This is a genomic window from Cryobacterium sp. 10I5 (assembly GCF_035019865.1).
Lineage (GTDB): Bacteria > Actinomycetota > Actinomycetes > Actinomycetales > Microbacteriaceae > Cryobacterium > Cryobacterium breve_A.
Map to the genome: position 1 here is coordinate 1 of NZ_JASJVI010000089.1, position 15,100 is coordinate 15,100.

Below are 15,100 nucleotides of genomic sequence, written 5' to 3' on the forward strand. Positions count from 1 at the left end.
GCGTCGAGCGCTACCCTGTCCCCGGAATCGCGCTACCGGATCGTCAGAACAGCGCTACCCGATAGGGCGACTCGCCAAGAAGACATCGATCAGAAGGAACGCACATGAAATGCAACGTCATCTCTCGCCTAGAAGTGGTTGAGAACGACGTCTACCTGAGAACGCGCAGCGGACGAACAGTCACTCTTTTTGCCAAGGTCGAAGTAGTTGAAGGAGCCAGCCCTCCGGCAGCTGAACTCAGGATCGGTGTGGTCGAGAGCCCCGTCTGTCGAACGGTCCGGGTAACGTCTGACGATTTCGTCGACGGCGAGTTCGATCTCTCCGATGTCCACGACGAGCTCCACTCGATCGCATACGGCATTGGCAAGACGTTCGGTCTCGACGTGTACAACGCATCGCTTCCTGGCGCCGACAACATCGCATGGACGTTAGCCGACGAGCTCACCGGTGAATACCGCGAGCTCGTGATCGACCAAACCGCCGAAATGGCAGTGTTCCGATCTGGCGCAACCCCAGCTGAGGCAGCAAGCGGGGCGAGTCCTGATGATGAGCAACCCGTCGAACCTATCGAGGTTTTACCCCAACCCACCCAAGAAGGACTCACACAATGAGAACCGAGATAGACGCGCACATCACCAAGCTTCAGAGAATGAATTCACGAATTCACGAACTCCGGGAAATTGCCTACCACTATGACGCCCGGGTTTACCGCGGATGCAGCGAGGACCGCTACCGCGCATTGGCGAACGAATACTCGAACCTGGCCAACGACTTCTCTGACGCTCTTCGGGCGGCGGCGGCACATTGGCCGTGGCCTCACCTGCGGGCACCCAGCGTCCCGTCCTCCTCGGACGACACGTTTTACAGCTCGTACGACTGCCCGGAGTGCTTCCATGACGGAACAGACCTGGTCTTCCCGGCGCCACCAACGTGCCAGCGGTGCGGTGTCTTTGTCGAGCACGTTCCGCTCTGAACACCATCCCGACCGGAACTATCTGCTCGCGCGATGGAACCGTCCACTGAGTCAGATTGCGAGCTCGATGACTTCTTGTCGGATTTCAGGAAGGTACCGCGCATGTACTTCCTGAGGGAGTCGACCGGCTCCCTCTCGACCTGGTGCGCCAGCCGGATGCCGTGGTTGAGCGGTGGCGGGAGAACAACTCCCTGACCCTGCGCGACGGTTCGCCGCCGCAGCGTCGCAAGAAGGAGGGCAACCTGCGCGCCCTCGTGGGTCATGCCGGCGCGGAACCGTTCTATCTCGACCTCCGTACCCAGGGCCCGCACGCTCTCGTCGGCGGCACGACCGGAGCGGGCAAGAGTGAGTTCCTTCAGGCGTGGGTGCTGGGAATGGCCGCCGCGCACAGCCCCGACCGGGTCACGTTCCTCTTCGTGGACTACAAGGGCGGCGCGGCTTTCGCCGACTGCGTGCAGCTGCCGCACACCGTCGGACTTGTGACCGACCTGTCGCCGCACCTCGTGCGGCGGGCACTCACCTCGTTGCGTGCCGAGCTGCGGTACCGCGAGCACCTGCTCAACCGCAAGAAGGCCAAGGACCTGGTGTCGCTCGAGAAGACCGGTGACCCCGAGACGCCGCCGAGCCTGCTGATCATCGTCGACGAGTTCGCCGCCCTCGCCCAGGAGATGCCCGAGTTCGTCGACGGCGTCGTGGACGTGGCCCAGCGCGGACGTTCCCTCGGACTGCACCTCATCCTCGCCACCCAGCGACCCGCCGGCGTGATCAAGGACAACCTCCGGGCCAATACCCCGCTGCGGATCGCACTGCGGATGGCCGACGCCGAAGACTCGAGCGACATCCTCGGCACGCCGATGGCCGCGCATTTCGACCCGTCGATTCCGGGCCGGGGCGCGGCGAAGACGGGGCCCGGCCGCATCGCTGCCTTCCAGACCGGGTACGACGGCGGGTGGACGACCGACGCGCCCGCGCGGCCCCGCATCGACGTGCACGCGCTCAACTTCGGCACGAGCACGCCCTGGGATCTCCCAGAGCCGACGATCGCGGAAGTGCGCGATCCCGGCCCGAACGACATCGCCCGCATGGTGGTCACGATCACCGCTGCCGCTGCGAAGGCGGCCGTTCCCGAACCGCGCAAACCGTGGCTCGACGAGCTCCGGGCCGTCTATGACTTCATGGAGCTTCCGCATCCTCGCACCGACGAGCGCCTGCTGCTCGGCGTGATCGACGATCCGAAGACCCAGTCGCAGCCCACGATGTACTACGAGCCCGACCGTGACGGCAACATGGCCATTTATGGCGCCGGCGGCGCAGGCAAGAGCGCGGCGCTCCGGGCGCTCGCCGTGGCCGCGGCGGTCACATCGCTCGGCGGCCCGATCCAGGTCTACGGCCTCGACTTCGGTGCCGGCGGGCTGCGAATGCTCGAAGACCTGCCCCACGTGGGAGCGATCATCTCCGGGGACGACGATGAACGCGTCATCCGCCTTCTGCGCACCCTGCGCGATCTGGTCGACGACCGTGCAGTGCGTTACGCGGCGGTGCGCGCCGGCAGCATCGGCGAGTACCGCCTGTTGGCGAACCTCCCGGACGAACCTCGCATCCTGCTGCTCGTGGACGGGATCGGCGCGTTCCGGGAGTCCTACGAGTTCGCCTCCAATTCCCAGTGGTTCACCGTCTTCGCTCAGATTGCGGCCGACGGTCGCCCGCTCGGCGTGCATGTGGTCATGACAGGAGACCGGGCAAACGCCGTGCCGAACTCGATCAGCTCTACCGTGCAGAAACGCCTCGTACTGCGCCAGGCGACCGAGGAGGAGTACATGCTTCTTGGGGCTGCCAAGGACGTGCTCGACGTCACCTCGCCACCCGGTCGCGGCATTATCGATGGAAATGAAGTGCAGCTGGCGATCCTTGGGGCGAGTTCGAACCTTGCCGTGCAGTCCCGCGAGGTGCAGCGGCTGGCGGCGAGCATGCGTCGCCAGGGCGTCGCCGAGGCTCCTCCGGTCGGTCGGCTCCCCGAGAGCACGACCCTGGGCGGACTGCCGGTCCTCGATGTCAACGGCCTGGCGGTCGTCGGTATTGGCGATGAGGGCCTGGCCCCTCTCGGCATCGTCACCCGCGGTGCTTTCCTCATTTCCGGTCCTCCCGGCAGCGGGCGCACGACCGCGCTCGCGACCTTCGCCGCTTCGCTCCGCCGTGTTCGCCGGCGACCCGCGCTCGTGCTGTTCAGCGCCCGCCGGACTGCGCTCAGCCAGACTCCGGGCTGGGAAGAGGTCGCCGACTCCATCGACGACGTGGTGGCTTCGGTCACCCGGCTCACCGACCGCATCGAGGAGAACGAGTTCGCCCCCGGTGAGCTCGCCCTGCTGATCGAGGGCATCACCGATTTCACGGGCACGGATGCCGAGCATCCGCTCGACCGGTTGATCAAGCTCGCGGTGCGGGCCGAACTCTTCGTGGTGGGGGAGGCGGAGAGCTCCACCTGGTCGCAGGCCTGGACGCTCGCCGCCGCATTCAAGGCCGGCCGTCGCGGCTTGCTTCTGATGCCCGGCGACATGGACGGGGACACCCTGCTCGGCACCTCGCTAGGCCGGCTCAAGCGCGGCGACTTCCCACCGGGCCGGGGCTTCCTGGTCGGCGGCGGCCGGTCGGCACGCCTGCAGATCGCCCTGGGTCAGCCATGAGGCCCGCACGGCATGGGGAATTGACCCCATCGACGCGTACCGGGCCGCGCACCTAGCTTTGCACTAGGCACACAGCCGAACTGCAGAAAACCGGCTCCGGATGTTCCGGATTCCGACAAAGAAAAGGGGAATGAAAAATGGCCGTATGGGGTCTTGATGTAGAACAGGTTCGCCAGCTCAGTGGTCAGCTCTCGCAGAAGGCGGGCGACATCGAGTCGGTACTTTCCACCCTCACGAACACGCTCGGCAACACGCAGTGGACGGGCCCCGACTCGGAGTCTTTCCGCAGCGACTGGTCCGGCCAGCACACGACGGCGCTGCGTCAGGTCATCGAAGCCCTGAAGAACGCCTCCCAGAAGGCTCAGGCCAACGCCCAGGCGCAGGAAGAAGTTTCCCGCGGCTAGTCGGACCCCTCAGTGGAGTGCGGCCCGCGGCGGCCGCACTCCGAGTGAATCATCGAATCAAGGCCGCGCACGCGACAGGGGATGAGCATGGCAGGAATGTACGGGGCCGACGTCGAGCAGCTGCGAGCGCTCGCGAAGGTCTTCAGTGATGCGAGCGATCGCCTGGAGCGTGACCGGATGACGGTCGGCAACCAGATCAAGATCAACGCCTGGGTCGGGCCCGTGGCCACCCAGTTCCGGATGCAGTGGGACAGCGAGCACAGCGTGTGCGTCGCATCCGCTGCGCACCTGCTCGCCGAGAGCGCGACGAAGCTGCGCAAGAACGCGCAGGAGCAGGAAGACGCGAGCCGCAGCGACGGGCCCAGTTCAGGGTCGAGCCGAGCCGCATTCCCCATCGGTGGTATCTCGGATTTGAGGACGATGTGGGCGACCGCTGGCCGCATCCCGGAGGACATCCTGAGGAGTTTCTTCGCTTCGAATGCCAATAGGAGCGTTCAAGATCTCATCGATGCGATTCGGGAAGGCGAAGTTCCGGGTCGAATCAAACCGTGGGACCTGCTGGCCTCAATAGGTGCGGTACGGGATATTCCTGGACTCAGTGTCCTATCGAATTTCATGGATGTTGCGCATGACGTCGACAAGATTCAGAACGGGACGTTTGATGGCTATGACGCTGCCGATTGGATTTCCAAAGGACTCAAGGCCAATGGGGATCCTGTTTCCCGGCTGTTGGGGGCCAACGTCAAAGTTTGGTCCGAGGTCTGGCGCGAAGGAAGCAAGGCTGATTTCTCGCAGGCAACGATTGACAACAACGCAAACTTTGCCGCGACCAATCCGGGCGCCGTGATCGAGGAAATCGGTAAGGCCACCTTCCAAGTCGGGTCAAAGCTGGTCGGCTGGCTGCTGTAGTCAGCTTGCACTTTAGTAGTCCTGAGCTCGCCTATTCTGCACGACCCATTGAGGGGAAATTCATGACCATAGTACTGACCGACGACGAGTTGGTTGCCGTTGCCGTTGAGCAGAGGTCCGAATGGTTGGGCAATCTACCGACCGTTTCGGCTTCGGACGCCGCAGACTTGTTGAAAGCCTCCGCGCGAGGCTACCGTTCCCTTGCCGTTCGCAGCCTGCTCAGCGCTAATAGTCCCGGTGACTCTCGTCTCGCGCCCGAGTTGCTTGTCGCAGTCGGTTCTGCAGTTGGACAACGGCCACTGCTGTACGTCTATATCGCAGATGCGTCTGACCCACTGACTGTGACGGGTTCCTCTATCGCGGTCTTCTCTCCCGCAACCAAATCCTCGGATACCGTGACAGTGGTCGTCACTCTGGCCAGTGGAATCAATGAGATCGACATTCTCAAAAAGTCGTTGGCAGCGAGCTCAGCTCGCGCCTTCATCAACCAAATCTATCTGGAAGGGTTCGGTCCGGCCAGAGACTCTGACGCGCTCGAAGCGGTAGCCCTGGTGTTGGGGACCGACGGTACAGACGTCTTGCGCGTCACTCACGGCGTGGTTAGACAGGGCGCTCTCGTGAGTGGGGAGTCGGAAGCAGTGATCGCGAACGAGCGGCAGCTTGACGAATTCCCGTCAGCGCTCTTCACGATTCTGTGATGTCAGCGGGTCGAAAGCGCAGATTTCCGACTGACCGGAGCTGAGCACGTACTGGAGTTCGTACGACACCCTTTTGCTCGTCACGGGGATACTGACCGCATCGATTGGGCTGCTTCCGGTGACGGGCATTCCGACGCGAACGCGGGTCCTGGCCATGGCGATCGGGGCTGCCGTGATCGTGCTGTCGATCATTACCGGGAACATGCAGTCGTTGACGTATCCGAGCCAGGTGTCGTTCGGCCCGGTTATTCCAGTTATGGGCGCTGTGCGAGTGTTGTTCGTTGCGCACAAGGCACGGAGGACATCCGAGCAGGAATCTTTGGCCGCGCTGGACCGGGACGAGTCGGGGCAGGAGAGGACGCTCGTCGAGCAGAATGCACCGCTCCCGGTACCCTGCCGGCAAGTTACTTCCGGCGCTTCCTGCGGCCCTTCCGCAGCTGATGGAGCCGGTTCCCGCACCAATTCTCGAGCTGACTCCGGCCGAGCTCGCCGCTGACCGGGCCACCTCGGCTGGTGACCTCGCCGACCTGGCGTATCTCCACCCCGGGCCGCTCCCCGCGATCGCCGCGAACCCGTCGGCGTACCCGGAACTGCGGGAGTGGATCGCCGCGGCCGGCGACCGACCCGCGCCGGGCGGCCCGACGTGCTCGGTGGGCTGAGCTGCATAGCTTTTTCTGTGACGGCGAAATCTCGGCGCGACTACATTCATTTCTCGATGTCCCTGCCGTTCTGCCCGCTTCATTCTCGCGCCATTCTCATGGCGTTCGGTAGGTGCTCTGCAACGTGGGACTCTAGCCTTCCGGCTTACCATCCAACCCGAGCTGCGGCTCGGTGTAAAACCACGGCTCTTTGCCGGTCATCTCTGCGGCCGTGGCCCACGCCTCATCTGCTCGCAGGTGGGCCGGATTACTGCCCGCGTCGATGTCCACGGGCCGTACGCTGCGCCTCAGAAGCCGTATTCGTGGTGACCTCCAGAGCAGCGCCGAACTTAGCGGTTCCGGCTCGCGGCCCGTCGCGTCGCTCATATCGGTCAGGCTACCCGCCATTCTGGCCGGATCTCCGGCATCGGCTCCGCATCTATCCAGAGGATAGGTGCCGAGGTCTCGCCACCGGCACCGATCATGTCGTCCGGGTCGCGCCAGGTCCACCAACCCCGTAGCCCCTTACTGAGCTCGAAGCGGCCGACGTGCTGCATCCTCCCGTCGGTGATGAGGTGCGGGCCGGCGCTACCCCTGGCGACACCGCGTCCGAGCCTGATCGATCCGTTCTGGTAGAGCCGGACGACGACTATCTCGGCGTCCGTTACGGCGGTGTAAGAAAATCCGCGCGGACTGTCGAGCCCGATTCTCAAAGGGCCAAGGCCGTCGTCCATCACGGCAGCGGCTCGAACGGCGGACCGGGCAGCTGCTCGACCGAGAGGACGATGCCTCCGGTGAAGTGGACGGCACGGCCGTCATCGTCGAAATCTATCAATGCCGGCGAGCCTGCTTCCAGCCGGACGCCTGCGCATGGTGCGTATGGGAGCCCCTCGGCAGCCGAAGCCATGGCGCGGCCGGTCACTAGGTGCCGCGCGTAGAGAATCACTTCTCGGGTCGTCGTGATTTTGAAGAGTGAGAGCTTGGTCAGGTCGTGTGTTGTCATGCGGAGTACATGCGCGGGATGCTCGGCGGCTCGAATTCCAGGGGGTTAAGTTCTACGACGTCAAGGACAAGGCCGCCGATGAAGGCCTTACCGCCGAGCCATCTGAGCTGGGCAGGCTCGCCCAATTCAAAGCTGATTGCACAGCAGTACAAGTAGGGGGCACCCTCGCCAATCGAGGCGGCGGACTTCGCCGTCGCCTTAAACCTGAGAAAGAGTATGACTTCGCTGGAAGTAGTGATTTTGAAGGCCGAGAATTCCCTGGAGTCTTGGGTCGTTTGCATGCCGAGTACATGCGCGGTACACCTGCCGTGCAGGCCTAAAAAGGCACGATCGCGATCTCGAACCATGCGGGCTGCTGCGCGCCGATCACTCAGTCCCTGAGCACACGGCGCGCATCGGCCAGGGTTAACACGTGGCTCTCGCGGATGAGAAGCCGTTCGGGCCCCACCGGTTGCGCCATGGCCTGGCCGAGGCGATGGTCGCCGCCGAAGTCCCGTTGGCCGGCATCGGGCAGGTGCTGCGCCATGAGGATCCGGCGACAACTGCGAACTACGCCCGCGTCGACGTGGTGCGGTTGCGACAACTGGCCCAACCCTGGCCGGCCGGGGGCGAACTCTCATGACCTGGTCGGAGGACGTCGATGACTACATCCGCCTGCGCCGTCAGCTCGGGGCCCATTTGCACTGGCCCGAGCACCTGCTGCACCAGTTCGCCACCCACCTGACGAACGCCCACATCACAGCAATCACCATCGCTGACGCGATCGCTTTCTCCAGCGGCCTGCCTGCCGGGGAGACGACTCCGCCGGCGACGCGGGCATCCACGCGGATGACCGCGGTCCGCGGCTTCGCCGACTACATGCACGCGCTGGATCCGATCCATCAGGTCCCGCCCCGCGGGATCTTCTCAGATCCCCTTCATCGCACAAGTCCCTACATCTATTGCCCTCTCGAGATCACCGCGGTGATCCATGCCGCAGCGGCGCTGGTGGGCGGCCGCCGCGCCCGGACCTACCCGGTGCTGTTCGCCTTGCTGGCCGCGACCGGAATGCGCGTCGGAGAGGCTATCGGGCTCGATCAGGCTGCAGTGGACCTCGACGCCGGGGAGCTGGTGATCAGCCGCGGAAAGGGTGATCCGCGACTGGTCCCGCTGCACCCCACCACAACCGCAGCGCTGGGGGGGCTACGCGCACTGGCGCGACGACCAACACCACGACAATGCTCGGACGCGATCCGTCGCGTTCTTCACCGACCCGGCAGGTGAGCGGCTGAAATACGCGGCTGTTCTTGATAACTGGGTCCAGGCGTCCACGGCGTCGGGGCTGCGCACCCCAACACAACACCCCCGGATGCATGACCTGCGTCACACGTTCGCGGTCAACACTTTGTTGGGCTGGTACCGCGACGGCGTCGATGTTGCCGCGAAGATGCCTGCCCTGTCCATTTACCTCGGCCACTCCAAGCCCGCCGACACTTATTGGTATATCAGCGCCGTCCCCGAGCTACTCGCCTACGCCGCCACCCGGCTGGAGAACGCGACCGACCGGCAGCAGGGGCAATCATGACGTCCCTCGCGCCGCTGTTGCAGGTGTTCTTCACCGACCGGCTCCTCACCCAACGCCAATCCAGCAGCAACACGATCGCCTCCTACCGCGACACCATCACCTTGCTACTCGGCTATGTCTGCGCCCGGACCGGCAAGGGGCCTTCCGATATCGACATCGGCGACCTCGACGCCGACACCATCACCGGATTCCTCCACCACCTGGAAGAGGTCCGCGGAAACAGCGTTCGCACCCGCAACACCCGCCTGGCCGCGATTCACTCTCTTTTCGCCTACGCCGCACTGCGCCACCACGAACATGCCGAAGTCATCCAACGCGTCCTGGCGATCCCGGCCGCACGCCAACGCCGCACCGTTGTCACCTGGCTGGAGCCCGCCGAAGCCAACGCGCTACTGAAGGCCTGCAACCGGCACACCCGCACCGGCCAGCGCGACCACGCTCTATTCACCCTGGCGATCCAAACGGGACTGCGCGTCAGCGAACTCCTCGGCCTCACCATCGCCGACATCCAGACCGGGGCCGGAGCCCACGTCCACTGCCTCGGGAAAGGCCGCAAAGAACGCCGAACCCCGCTGCTTCCCGCCACCGTCAATGTCCTAAAACGATGGATCACCGAACACGGCGGCCCTCCCAGCGCACCGCTGTTCACCAGCAGCACCGGACGAGGCCTCAGCCGCGACGCGCTCGAACACCGAATCCACCACAGCATCACCGTCGCAGCCGCATCCTGCCCCTCGTTGATCGGCAAACACGTCAGCATGCACACACTGCGGCACACCGCCGCAATGCGACTACTCCACGCCGGGGTCGACACCAGCGTCATCGCCCTCTGGCTCGGCCACGAACAAATCGTGACCACGAACATCTACCTCCACGCCGACATGACCCTGAAAGAGGCCGCGATCGCCAAAGTCACCCCGCTCACCGTCCCCGCGGCCGGACGATACAAGCCCACCGACACCGTCCTGGCATTCCTCAAAGCACTGTGATTATGCCGACCTTTTCAGCCCGGCTCCCGCCTGGAAGCTGGGATCGGAGACCAACATCGGCATAATCACAATGTCGGCATAACACGACTTATGCCGATGTCGGCATAACACGTGGGACATCACGAAGTTGGCGGGCCCGATCAAGAGCAAGTACTTCAACTGCTACGTGATGATCGATATCTTCTCCCGCTACATCGTCGGCGCGAAGGTCCACCCGGCCGAGTCCGCCATCCTGGCCGCGGAAATGATGACGGAAACCTTCGGCATCCACGGCACCCCGCAGGTCGTCCACGCCGACCGGGGCACGTCGATGACGAGCAAGACCGTCGCCGCGTTGTTGTCGGATCTGGAGGTCACCAAGTCGCACTCCAGGCCCCGGGTCAGCAACGATAACCCGTACTCGGAGTCGTGGTTCAAAACGCTGAAGTTCGCACCCGTGTTCCCGGAACGCTTCGCGAGCCTCGGCGACGCCCGCCGCTTCATGGACACTTTCGTCGAGGGTTACAACCACACCCACCATCACACCGGCATCGGCCTGAACACGCCCGCTGACGTCCACTACGGCCTCGCAGCAGGCAAAGCCGCCGAGAGGTCCGCGACCCTGGCTGAAGCCCGGGCCAGGAACCCGGAACGCTTCAGCACCAGCGTCGATCCCAAGATCCCTAACGCGGCCTGGATCAACAAGCCTGCCGAAGCACAAGAAGACGAGACGAAACTAGCCGCCTAACTCACGCTGGCCCCATTAAACTTGACAAATTCCGTATCGGCGGAAATAGGCTCGAGGTTCCGCTCACCTGCGCCAGAGTCCGCCGCCAACGAGGACCTCACGGTTTCCTCCGAGCGGGCGAGATTCGATAGATACGCTGAAACAGCGAAATCTTCTGCAAAATGTCAGCGGGCACCACAACTGGAGGTCGTGGTGCCCGCTGATCACGTGGTGCGTTTGTTAGTTGTTGTCTGTGTTGTCTGTGTTGTCTGTGTTGTCTGTGTTGTCTGTGTGCTCGGTGTTGTTCGACATGATCAGTAGTCCCTTAGGCTGGATGGCGGCGAGGGCCTTGATCGGGTTCAAGGTTCCATCGGTCAGGTTGAGGGTCGCGAGGTAGGCGGGTCCGGCATCGGGCGTGACTGACGAGATGGCCTGCCCGGCGGAGAACGGTCCAGTGACGGCGTCAATAGTGTTGTGGGTCGGGTCGGTGATCCAAAGCGTCTGCTCGGGCCGGCCCGCGAAGACGGTGTCGTCCATCGGCTGCGCCACTGAAAGAACGTGAAGCGTGGCTGAGGGTTCTGCGCGGGAGGCGAAGACGAGTTGCTGGTCGCCCTGGGCGGTGAGCATGAAGTCACCGCCGAACCGAGACGCTGTGCGGGGGACCATGGTGTTTGAATCGGGATCCGTCAGGGCCAAGTTCACGCTGTGGCCTGCGTTGGCACCATTGGCTGCGGTCGCTAGGGCGTTGTCGGCGAACAGCGGGGTGAGGGTTGCTGTCGTGCCGTCAAGGTCCACGAAGTACAGGGCCGGACCGGTCGCGTTGGTGGGCGCCGAAGCGGAGATGACGATCCGGCCGTGGACGAGAGAGATCGCGTCGGTGCCACCGCCATGGGTGAGGCCCGCGTAGTCATAGGTCTTCACCGCGTGCTCGTCATCGGGGGACAGGGTGCTGAAGTGGGAGTTGCCGTCTTCATTGGTGGTGATCAGCAGGCGGTGATGAGCGTTGTCGGCGGTGAGGCCATCCACTTTGCCGGTGACCTGCCACGACGTGCCCGGGCGACCGTCCAACCCGTATTCCTGGATTGTGCTGGAGGTGACTCCGCTCGGGGACGCTTCCCCGAGCGAGCCGACCCCGTTCTGAAAAGCCACGAACACATGATCGCCCAAACGGGAGATGTCATCTGGTTTGGACTCGGCTCCGACGGCGGCAAAGGAATACACCGTGTAGCCCGTTGGCGGGGTGGAGTCCCGGTGTTCCACAGCTGAGGCCGGAAGTGCTGAAGCTCCCAGAGCACCAATTGTCACCGCCACACCCAGGATTGCGAACGATGTGCGCTTGAACTGAACAAATGCGTGACGCAAGAGATCCATCCTTTGATCGTCGATATGGTTCCGATCGAACGATACGGATCTCGCAAGGCATACCCCTGATAAGGGGGACAACGGTGGGGAAAGCTGAGATGAACCTCAGGTGAACGAACCCTTTCATAAGTCCCCGGGAACAGCGATTCGGAGATGCAGCCATGCGTCGACGTCGACGCTCGTTGAAAAGTAGGCCGTTAGCGAAACTGGCCTACTTTTCGAAGAGCGCTGACACCAGGCGTCGCTGCAGTCGGCTGCTCGCGCGACACGCGGCGCCTGACCTGCAAGCCCAGGATCTCGCGGTGGCCGTCCTTGTTCACGCCCGTCGCGAGGAGCGCGTGGACGTTGGCGACACGGCCGCCCTCGCGCACCTTCAGCACCAGGGCGTCGGCGGCGACGAACATGTAGGGGCCGGCGTCGAGGGGCCTCGTGCGGAACTGCTCGACCTGCTCGTCGAGGTCTTTGGCCATGATCGATACCTGCGATTTGGAGAGGCGGGTGATGCCGAGGGACTCGACGAGTTTCTCCATCCGCCTGGTCGAGACTCCGAGGAGGTAGCAGGTCGCCACGACGCTGGTCAGGGCGGCCTCGGCGCGGCGGCGGCACTTGAGGAGCCAGTCCGGGAAGTAGGTCCCGGTGCGCAGCTTCGGGATCGCGACGTCGAGGGTGCCGGTGCGGGTGTCGAAGTCCCGGTGCCGGTAGCCGTTACGGGAGTTGGTCCGGTCGGCGGAGATCTGGCCATACTCGGCGCCGCAGACGGCTTCGGCCTCGGCGCTCATCAGCGCGTTGATCAACGTGGTCAGCATCTGCCGCATCAGGTCCGGCGAGGCTTGCTCGAGTTGTTCGGACAGAAAACGGGCAGTGTCAATAAAATGGGGTGCGGTCATCGCGTGTACTCCTGGTGACGTCCCCCACGCGTGAACCTTGCCATGGCCGGTGGCGACCAGTTCGGGATCGCGCGGCCGGGTGCCGGGGCGGGCGCCGTGCCAAATTTCGTCCTCGGGTGACAACCCGGCGGATCTTCTCTCTCTTCACACCGCGGGGGTGTGTGGTTAACCACATTGCTCTCAGTCGTGCCTAGTGACCGTTTGGTCACACGGATATGGTCTCGATGCCGGTGCCGACGACACCGCCAGTTTTGCTCGGGCGCGCTGCAAATGGACTCTGCACGAGCGTGAACGATTTTGTGGGAACGAAGACGTTGTGCCGCTTTCCGTGCTTGTGCCCTCGCCCGGCGATCGCTAGCAAAGGACCACACTCTTGTATTTTGAACTGGTTGCAGCGCCGGATGCCCGTGCTGGTTTTGATTGGTCGGTCGTCAGTGGTGTTGTGGCCGTTGTCAGGCCGTATTTTCCTTTGGCCGTGGCGGGAACGATTGTGTGGGGCCTGTGGTTGTTCCGGTTTGTGTTGTCGCACCGGGTGGGGCCCATTGTCACGGGTTTTCGGGCGTCGACGTCGGTCGTGGTCCCCTCGTTTCACGAGGATGTTGAGATTTTGATGAGTTGTCTGGATTCCTGGAGGGCCCAAGACCCGGGGGAGATCATCATTGTTTTGGATGTGGTCGATCTGGAGGCGTTCGAACGTATCGAGGATTTGGCTGATCCCCGACTGATCCCTGTGCTGTTCCACCATGCGGGTAAGAGGTCTGCGCTGGGGTGCGGTATTCGTTTGGCTCGTTTCGACATTCTCGTGTTGACGGATTCGGACACGTGGTGGGGTGACGGGTTGTTGGAGAACGTGCAAATGCCTTTTGACGACCCGCTGGTCGGTGCGGTTGGCACGCGCCAGAACGTGTATCAGCGTGAGTCGAGCGTGTGGCGGAGGATCGCTGACTGGATGGTGAACTTGCGCTATCTCGACTACGTTCCGGCGATGGGTAAGGCTGGGGCGGTGCCCTGTGTGTCTGGCCGCACCGCCGTGTATCGTCGGGCGGCGGTCCTGCCCGTTCTCGAGCACTTGGAGGATGAGTTCTTCTTCGGCCGGCGGTGCGTGTCCGGAGATGACGGGCGCCTGACATGGCTGGTTCTCGCTTCAGGATATAAAACGGTTCATCAGTCCTCCGCCCGGGCGGTGTCGATGTTTCCCTCGAGTTTCCGTGCTTTCGTGAAGCAACGAGTGCGGTGGAGCCGCAACTCCTACCGCTGCTACTTGACGGCGGCATTCAGAGGATGGCTGTGGCATGTCCCCTTCATCACCAAGGTGACCGTGCTGCAAATCCTGGTCACGCCGATAACGATGGGGCTCAGCTTGTACTATCTGCTCTTCCAGCGCCTGGAATTCACTGCCTGGGGCGTCGCGGGAACTCTGTCGTGGCTTCTTTTAGGTCGCGGAATTCGAGGGATATCCAACCTTCGCGAGAATCCCAGAGACATTTGGCTACTGCCGTTGTACGCATTCGCGGTGATTCTGGTGGCGCTGCCGATCAAGGTCTATGCGTTTGCGACGATGAACCGGCAGGGCTGGTTGACTCGGCGCGCTGACCAGATCGGCGGCGACGGTCAAAACCACCAAAGCCTGAGGACGGACCTCGACACGGAGCAGGTGTCCTTGTGAGTATCAGGCGGCCCATTGTAATTATCGTTCTTGTTTTGCTCGTGACCTCTGCGGTCGCGGCCACGTGGATACTCGGGGTCAGTGTTGGAAAACAATCCGCACCGATGAGTAATGCTCGTGGTGATGCGGTTGGCTCTGGCGCTGTGGGGACTCTGTATCCGGGTGATCCGGCGCGGGAGTCGGCCTTGGTGACCGGGGAGAACAAACGGCTGGTCTATGTGCGGGCTATGGCCACCCTCGCTCCGTTCCGAGTGCGCAGCCTGGTGGGTCCGTTTCGGCTGGAAACCAGCGGAACGTTCACTCTCGTCTTGCCCGGGCGGGATAGCCCCTACACCCTGGCGGACCTGCTCGCACTGGCCCCGGACACTCTCATCCGCCAGCCCGAAGGGTCCTACTTTCTCACTGAAAACCTGGTTGTCCTCACCGGGGCGACGTTGGCGTTGGACGCTCCCGAAGGGATCAGCCTCCGCCTGAAGAGTGACCCGGCTTCCTTCGTCTCGATCGTCACTCTCGGAGGTAGCCTGAGTGTGTCTGGTTCGGCGGCAGCGGAAGATGTCAACCTGTATGAGTCATATTCTCTAGGCGGTCATTGAGTTCGTTCCTGCTTTCTCGGGTTCGTT

General features: G+C 63.3%; 17 protein-coding genes and 2 pseudogenes. 13 read left to right on the top strand and 6 right to left on the bottom strand.

Going from position 1 to position 15,100, the window contains the following annotated elements; genetic code table 11:
* The first annotated feature begins 104 nt into the window (after positions 1-104).
* The 6 genes and pseudogenes from QN350_RS16510 to QN350_RS16535 all read left to right on the top strand — a co-directional run bounded on the left by QN350_RS16510 (position 105) and on the right by QN350_RS16535 (position 6,324).
* Entirely contained in the window at positions 105-611 is a 507-nt protein-coding gene (locus tag QN350_RS16510; protein ID WP_322137468.1) for a hypothetical protein, read from the top strand.
* Between the two features lie 469 nt (positions 612-1,080).
* A pseudogene (locus QN350_RS16515) lies at positions 1,081-3,654 on the top strand (FtsK/SpoIIIE domain-containing protein); the annotation flags it as partial.
* A gap of 137 nt (positions 3,655-3,791) precedes the next feature.
* A complete protein-coding gene (locus QN350_RS16520) occupies positions 3,792-4,058 on the top strand; it encodes a WXG100 family type VII secretion target (RefSeq protein WP_322137467.1) in 267 nt (88 codons plus the stop codon).
* A gap of 87 nt (positions 4,059-4,145) precedes the next feature.
* Positions 4,146-4,967 (top strand): hypothetical protein, encoded by an 822-nt coding sequence (locus QN350_RS16525; protein WP_322137466.1) that lies wholly within the window; start codon positions 4,146-4,148, stop codon positions 4,965-4,967.
* 62 nt (positions 4,968-5,029) lie between these two features.
* Positions 5,030-5,665: a hypothetical protein gene (locus QN350_RS16530; RefSeq protein WP_322137465.1), complete on the top strand. Its 636-nt coding sequence runs from the start codon at positions 5,030-5,032 to the stop codon at positions 5,663-5,665.
* Between the two features lie 374 nt (positions 5,666-6,039).
* On the top strand, positions 6,040-6,324 hold the full coding sequence (locus tag QN350_RS16535; RefSeq protein WP_322137463.1) for a hypothetical protein: 285 nt from the start codon (positions 6,040-6,042) through the stop codon (positions 6,322-6,324).
* Between the two features lie 132 nt (positions 6,325-6,456).
* On the opposite strand, the gene QN350_RS16540 is transcribed toward QN350_RS16535, so the two are convergent.
* From QN350_RS16540 to QN350_RS16555, 4 genes are all read right to left on the bottom strand, one after another.
* Positions 6,457-6,594, bottom strand: coding sequence for a hypothetical protein (locus QN350_RS16540; protein ID WP_322137462.1), 138 nt, complete (start codon positions 6,592-6,594; stop codon positions 6,457-6,459).
* Positions 6,595-6,695: 101 nt separating this feature from the next.
* A complete protein-coding gene (locus QN350_RS16545; RefSeq protein WP_323516926.1) occupies positions 6,696-7,037 on the bottom strand; it encodes a hypothetical protein in 342 nt (113 codons plus the stop codon).
* Entirely contained in the window at positions 7,037-7,306 is a 270-nt protein-coding gene (locus QN350_RS16550) for a hypothetical protein (protein WP_322137460.1), read from the bottom strand. Before QN350_RS16550 ends, QN350_RS16545 begins: the two co-directional genes overlap by 1 nt.
* On the bottom strand, positions 7,303-7,587 hold the full coding sequence (locus QN350_RS16555; protein ID WP_322137459.1) for a hypothetical protein: 285 nt from the start codon (positions 7,585-7,587) through the stop codon (positions 7,303-7,305). Before QN350_RS16555 ends, QN350_RS16550 begins: the two co-directional genes overlap by 4 nt.
* Positions 7,588-7,718: 131 nt before the next feature.
* Between QN350_RS16555 and QN350_RS16560 the strand changes: the two genes are divergently transcribed.
* The 5 genes and pseudogenes from QN350_RS16560 to QN350_RS16580 all read left to right on the top strand — a co-directional run.
* Entirely contained in the window at positions 7,719-7,928 is a 210-nt protein-coding gene (locus tag QN350_RS16560; protein ID WP_322137458.1) for a tyrosine-type recombinase/integrase, read from the top strand.
* Entirely contained in the window at positions 7,925-8,569 is a 645-nt protein-coding gene (locus QN350_RS16565; RefSeq protein WP_322137457.1) for a hypothetical protein, read from the top strand. Before QN350_RS16560 ends, QN350_RS16565 begins: the two co-directional genes overlap by 4 nt.
* Before the next feature lie 85 nt (positions 8,570-8,654).
* Positions 8,655-8,870 (top strand): hypothetical protein, encoded by a 216-nt coding sequence (locus QN350_RS16570; protein WP_322137456.1) that lies wholly within the window; start codon positions 8,655-8,657, stop codon positions 8,868-8,870.
* Complete coding sequence (locus tag QN350_RS16575; RefSeq protein ID WP_322188007.1) at positions 8,867-9,859, top strand: tyrosine-type recombinase/integrase; 993 nt, start codon at positions 8,867-8,869, stop codon at positions 9,857-9,859. The genes QN350_RS16570 and QN350_RS16575 overlap by 4 nt, the downstream gene beginning before the upstream one ends.
* Positions 9,860-9,968: 109 nt before the next feature.
* A pseudogene (locus QN350_RS16580) lies at positions 9,969-10,586 on the top strand (transposase); the annotation flags it as partial.
* Between the two features lie 219 nt (positions 10,587-10,805).
* On the opposite strand, the gene QN350_RS16585 reads toward QN350_RS16580, so the two are convergent.
* The gene (locus QN350_RS16585) at positions 10,806-11,714 is read right to left on the bottom strand and encodes a hypothetical protein (RefSeq protein WP_322137453.1); all 909 of its coding nucleotides are present in this window, start codon (positions 11,712-11,714) and stop codon (positions 10,806-10,808) included.
* Between the two features lie 410 nt (positions 11,715-12,124).
* Positions 12,125-12,814 carry an IS256 family transposase gene (locus QN350_RS16590; protein WP_416172946.1) on the bottom strand — a complete coding sequence of 230 codons (690 nt, stop codon included), beginning with the start codon at positions 12,812-12,814 and terminating at the stop codon, positions 12,125-12,127.
* 373 nt (positions 12,815-13,187) lie between these two features.
* Here QN350_RS16590 and QN350_RS16595 point away from each other — a divergent pair, with 373 nt between their 5' ends.
* Together QN350_RS16595 and QN350_RS16600 are read left to right on the top strand one after the other, a co-directional pair.
* On the top strand, positions 13,188-14,480 hold the full coding sequence (locus QN350_RS16595; RefSeq protein ID WP_322135500.1) for a glycosyltransferase: 1,293 nt from the start codon (positions 13,188-13,190) through the stop codon (positions 14,478-14,480).
* Positions 14,481-14,668: 188 nt separating this feature from the next.
* Positions 14,669-15,073 carry a hypothetical protein gene (locus QN350_RS16600; RefSeq protein ID WP_323516927.1) on the top strand — a complete coding sequence of 135 codons (405 nt, stop codon included), beginning with the start codon at positions 14,669-14,671 and terminating at the stop codon, positions 15,071-15,073.
* The last annotated feature ends 27 nt before the right edge of the window (positions 15,074-15,100 follow it).

Excerpts from the sequence above, each read along its gene's own strand:
- QN350_RS16520 (WP_322137467.1), top strand. The coding sequence starts at position 3,792 with ATGGCCGTATGGGGTCTTGATGTAGAACAGGTTCGCCAGCTCAGTGGT.
- QN350_RS16535 (WP_322137463.1), top strand. The coding sequence starts at position 6,040 with ATGCACCGCTCCCGGTACCCTGCCGGCAAGTTACTTCCGGCGCTTCCT.
- QN350_RS16575 (WP_322188007.1), top strand. The coding sequence starts at position 8,867 with ATGACGTCCCTCGCGCCGCTGTTGCAGGTGTTCTTCACCGACCGGCTC.
- QN350_RS16570 (WP_322137456.1), top strand. The coding sequence starts at position 8,655 with ATGCATGACCTGCGTCACACGTTCGCGGTCAACACTTTGTTGGGCTGG.
- QN350_RS16525 (WP_322137466.1), top strand. The coding sequence starts at position 4,146 with ATGGCAGGAATGTACGGGGCCGACGTCGAGCAGCTGCGAGCGCTCGCG.
- QN350_RS16555 (WP_322137459.1), bottom strand. The coding sequence starts at position 7,587 with ATGCAAACGACCCAAGACTCCAGGGAATTCTCGGCCTTCAAAATCACT.
- QN350_RS16590 (WP_416172946.1), bottom strand. The coding sequence starts at position 12,814 with ATGACCGCACCCCATTTTATTGACACTGCCCGTTTTCTGTCCGAACAA.
- QN350_RS16550 (WP_322137460.1), bottom strand. The coding sequence starts at position 7,306 with ATGACAACACACGACCTGACCAAGCTCTCACTCTTCAAAATCACGACG.
- QN350_RS16510 (WP_322137468.1), top strand. The coding sequence starts at position 105 with ATGAAATGCAACGTCATCTCTCGCCTAGAAGTGGTTGAGAACGACGTC.
- QN350_RS16545 (WP_323516926.1), bottom strand. The coding sequence starts at position 7,037 with ATGGACGACGGCCTTGGCCCTTTGAGAATCGGGCTCGACAGTCCGCGC.
- QN350_RS16565 (WP_322137457.1), top strand. The coding sequence starts at position 7,925 with ATGACCTGGTCGGAGGACGTCGATGACTACATCCGCCTGCGCCGTCAG.
- QN350_RS16530 (WP_322137465.1), top strand. The coding sequence starts at position 5,030 with ATGACCATAGTACTGACCGACGACGAGTTGGTTGCCGTTGCCGTTGAG.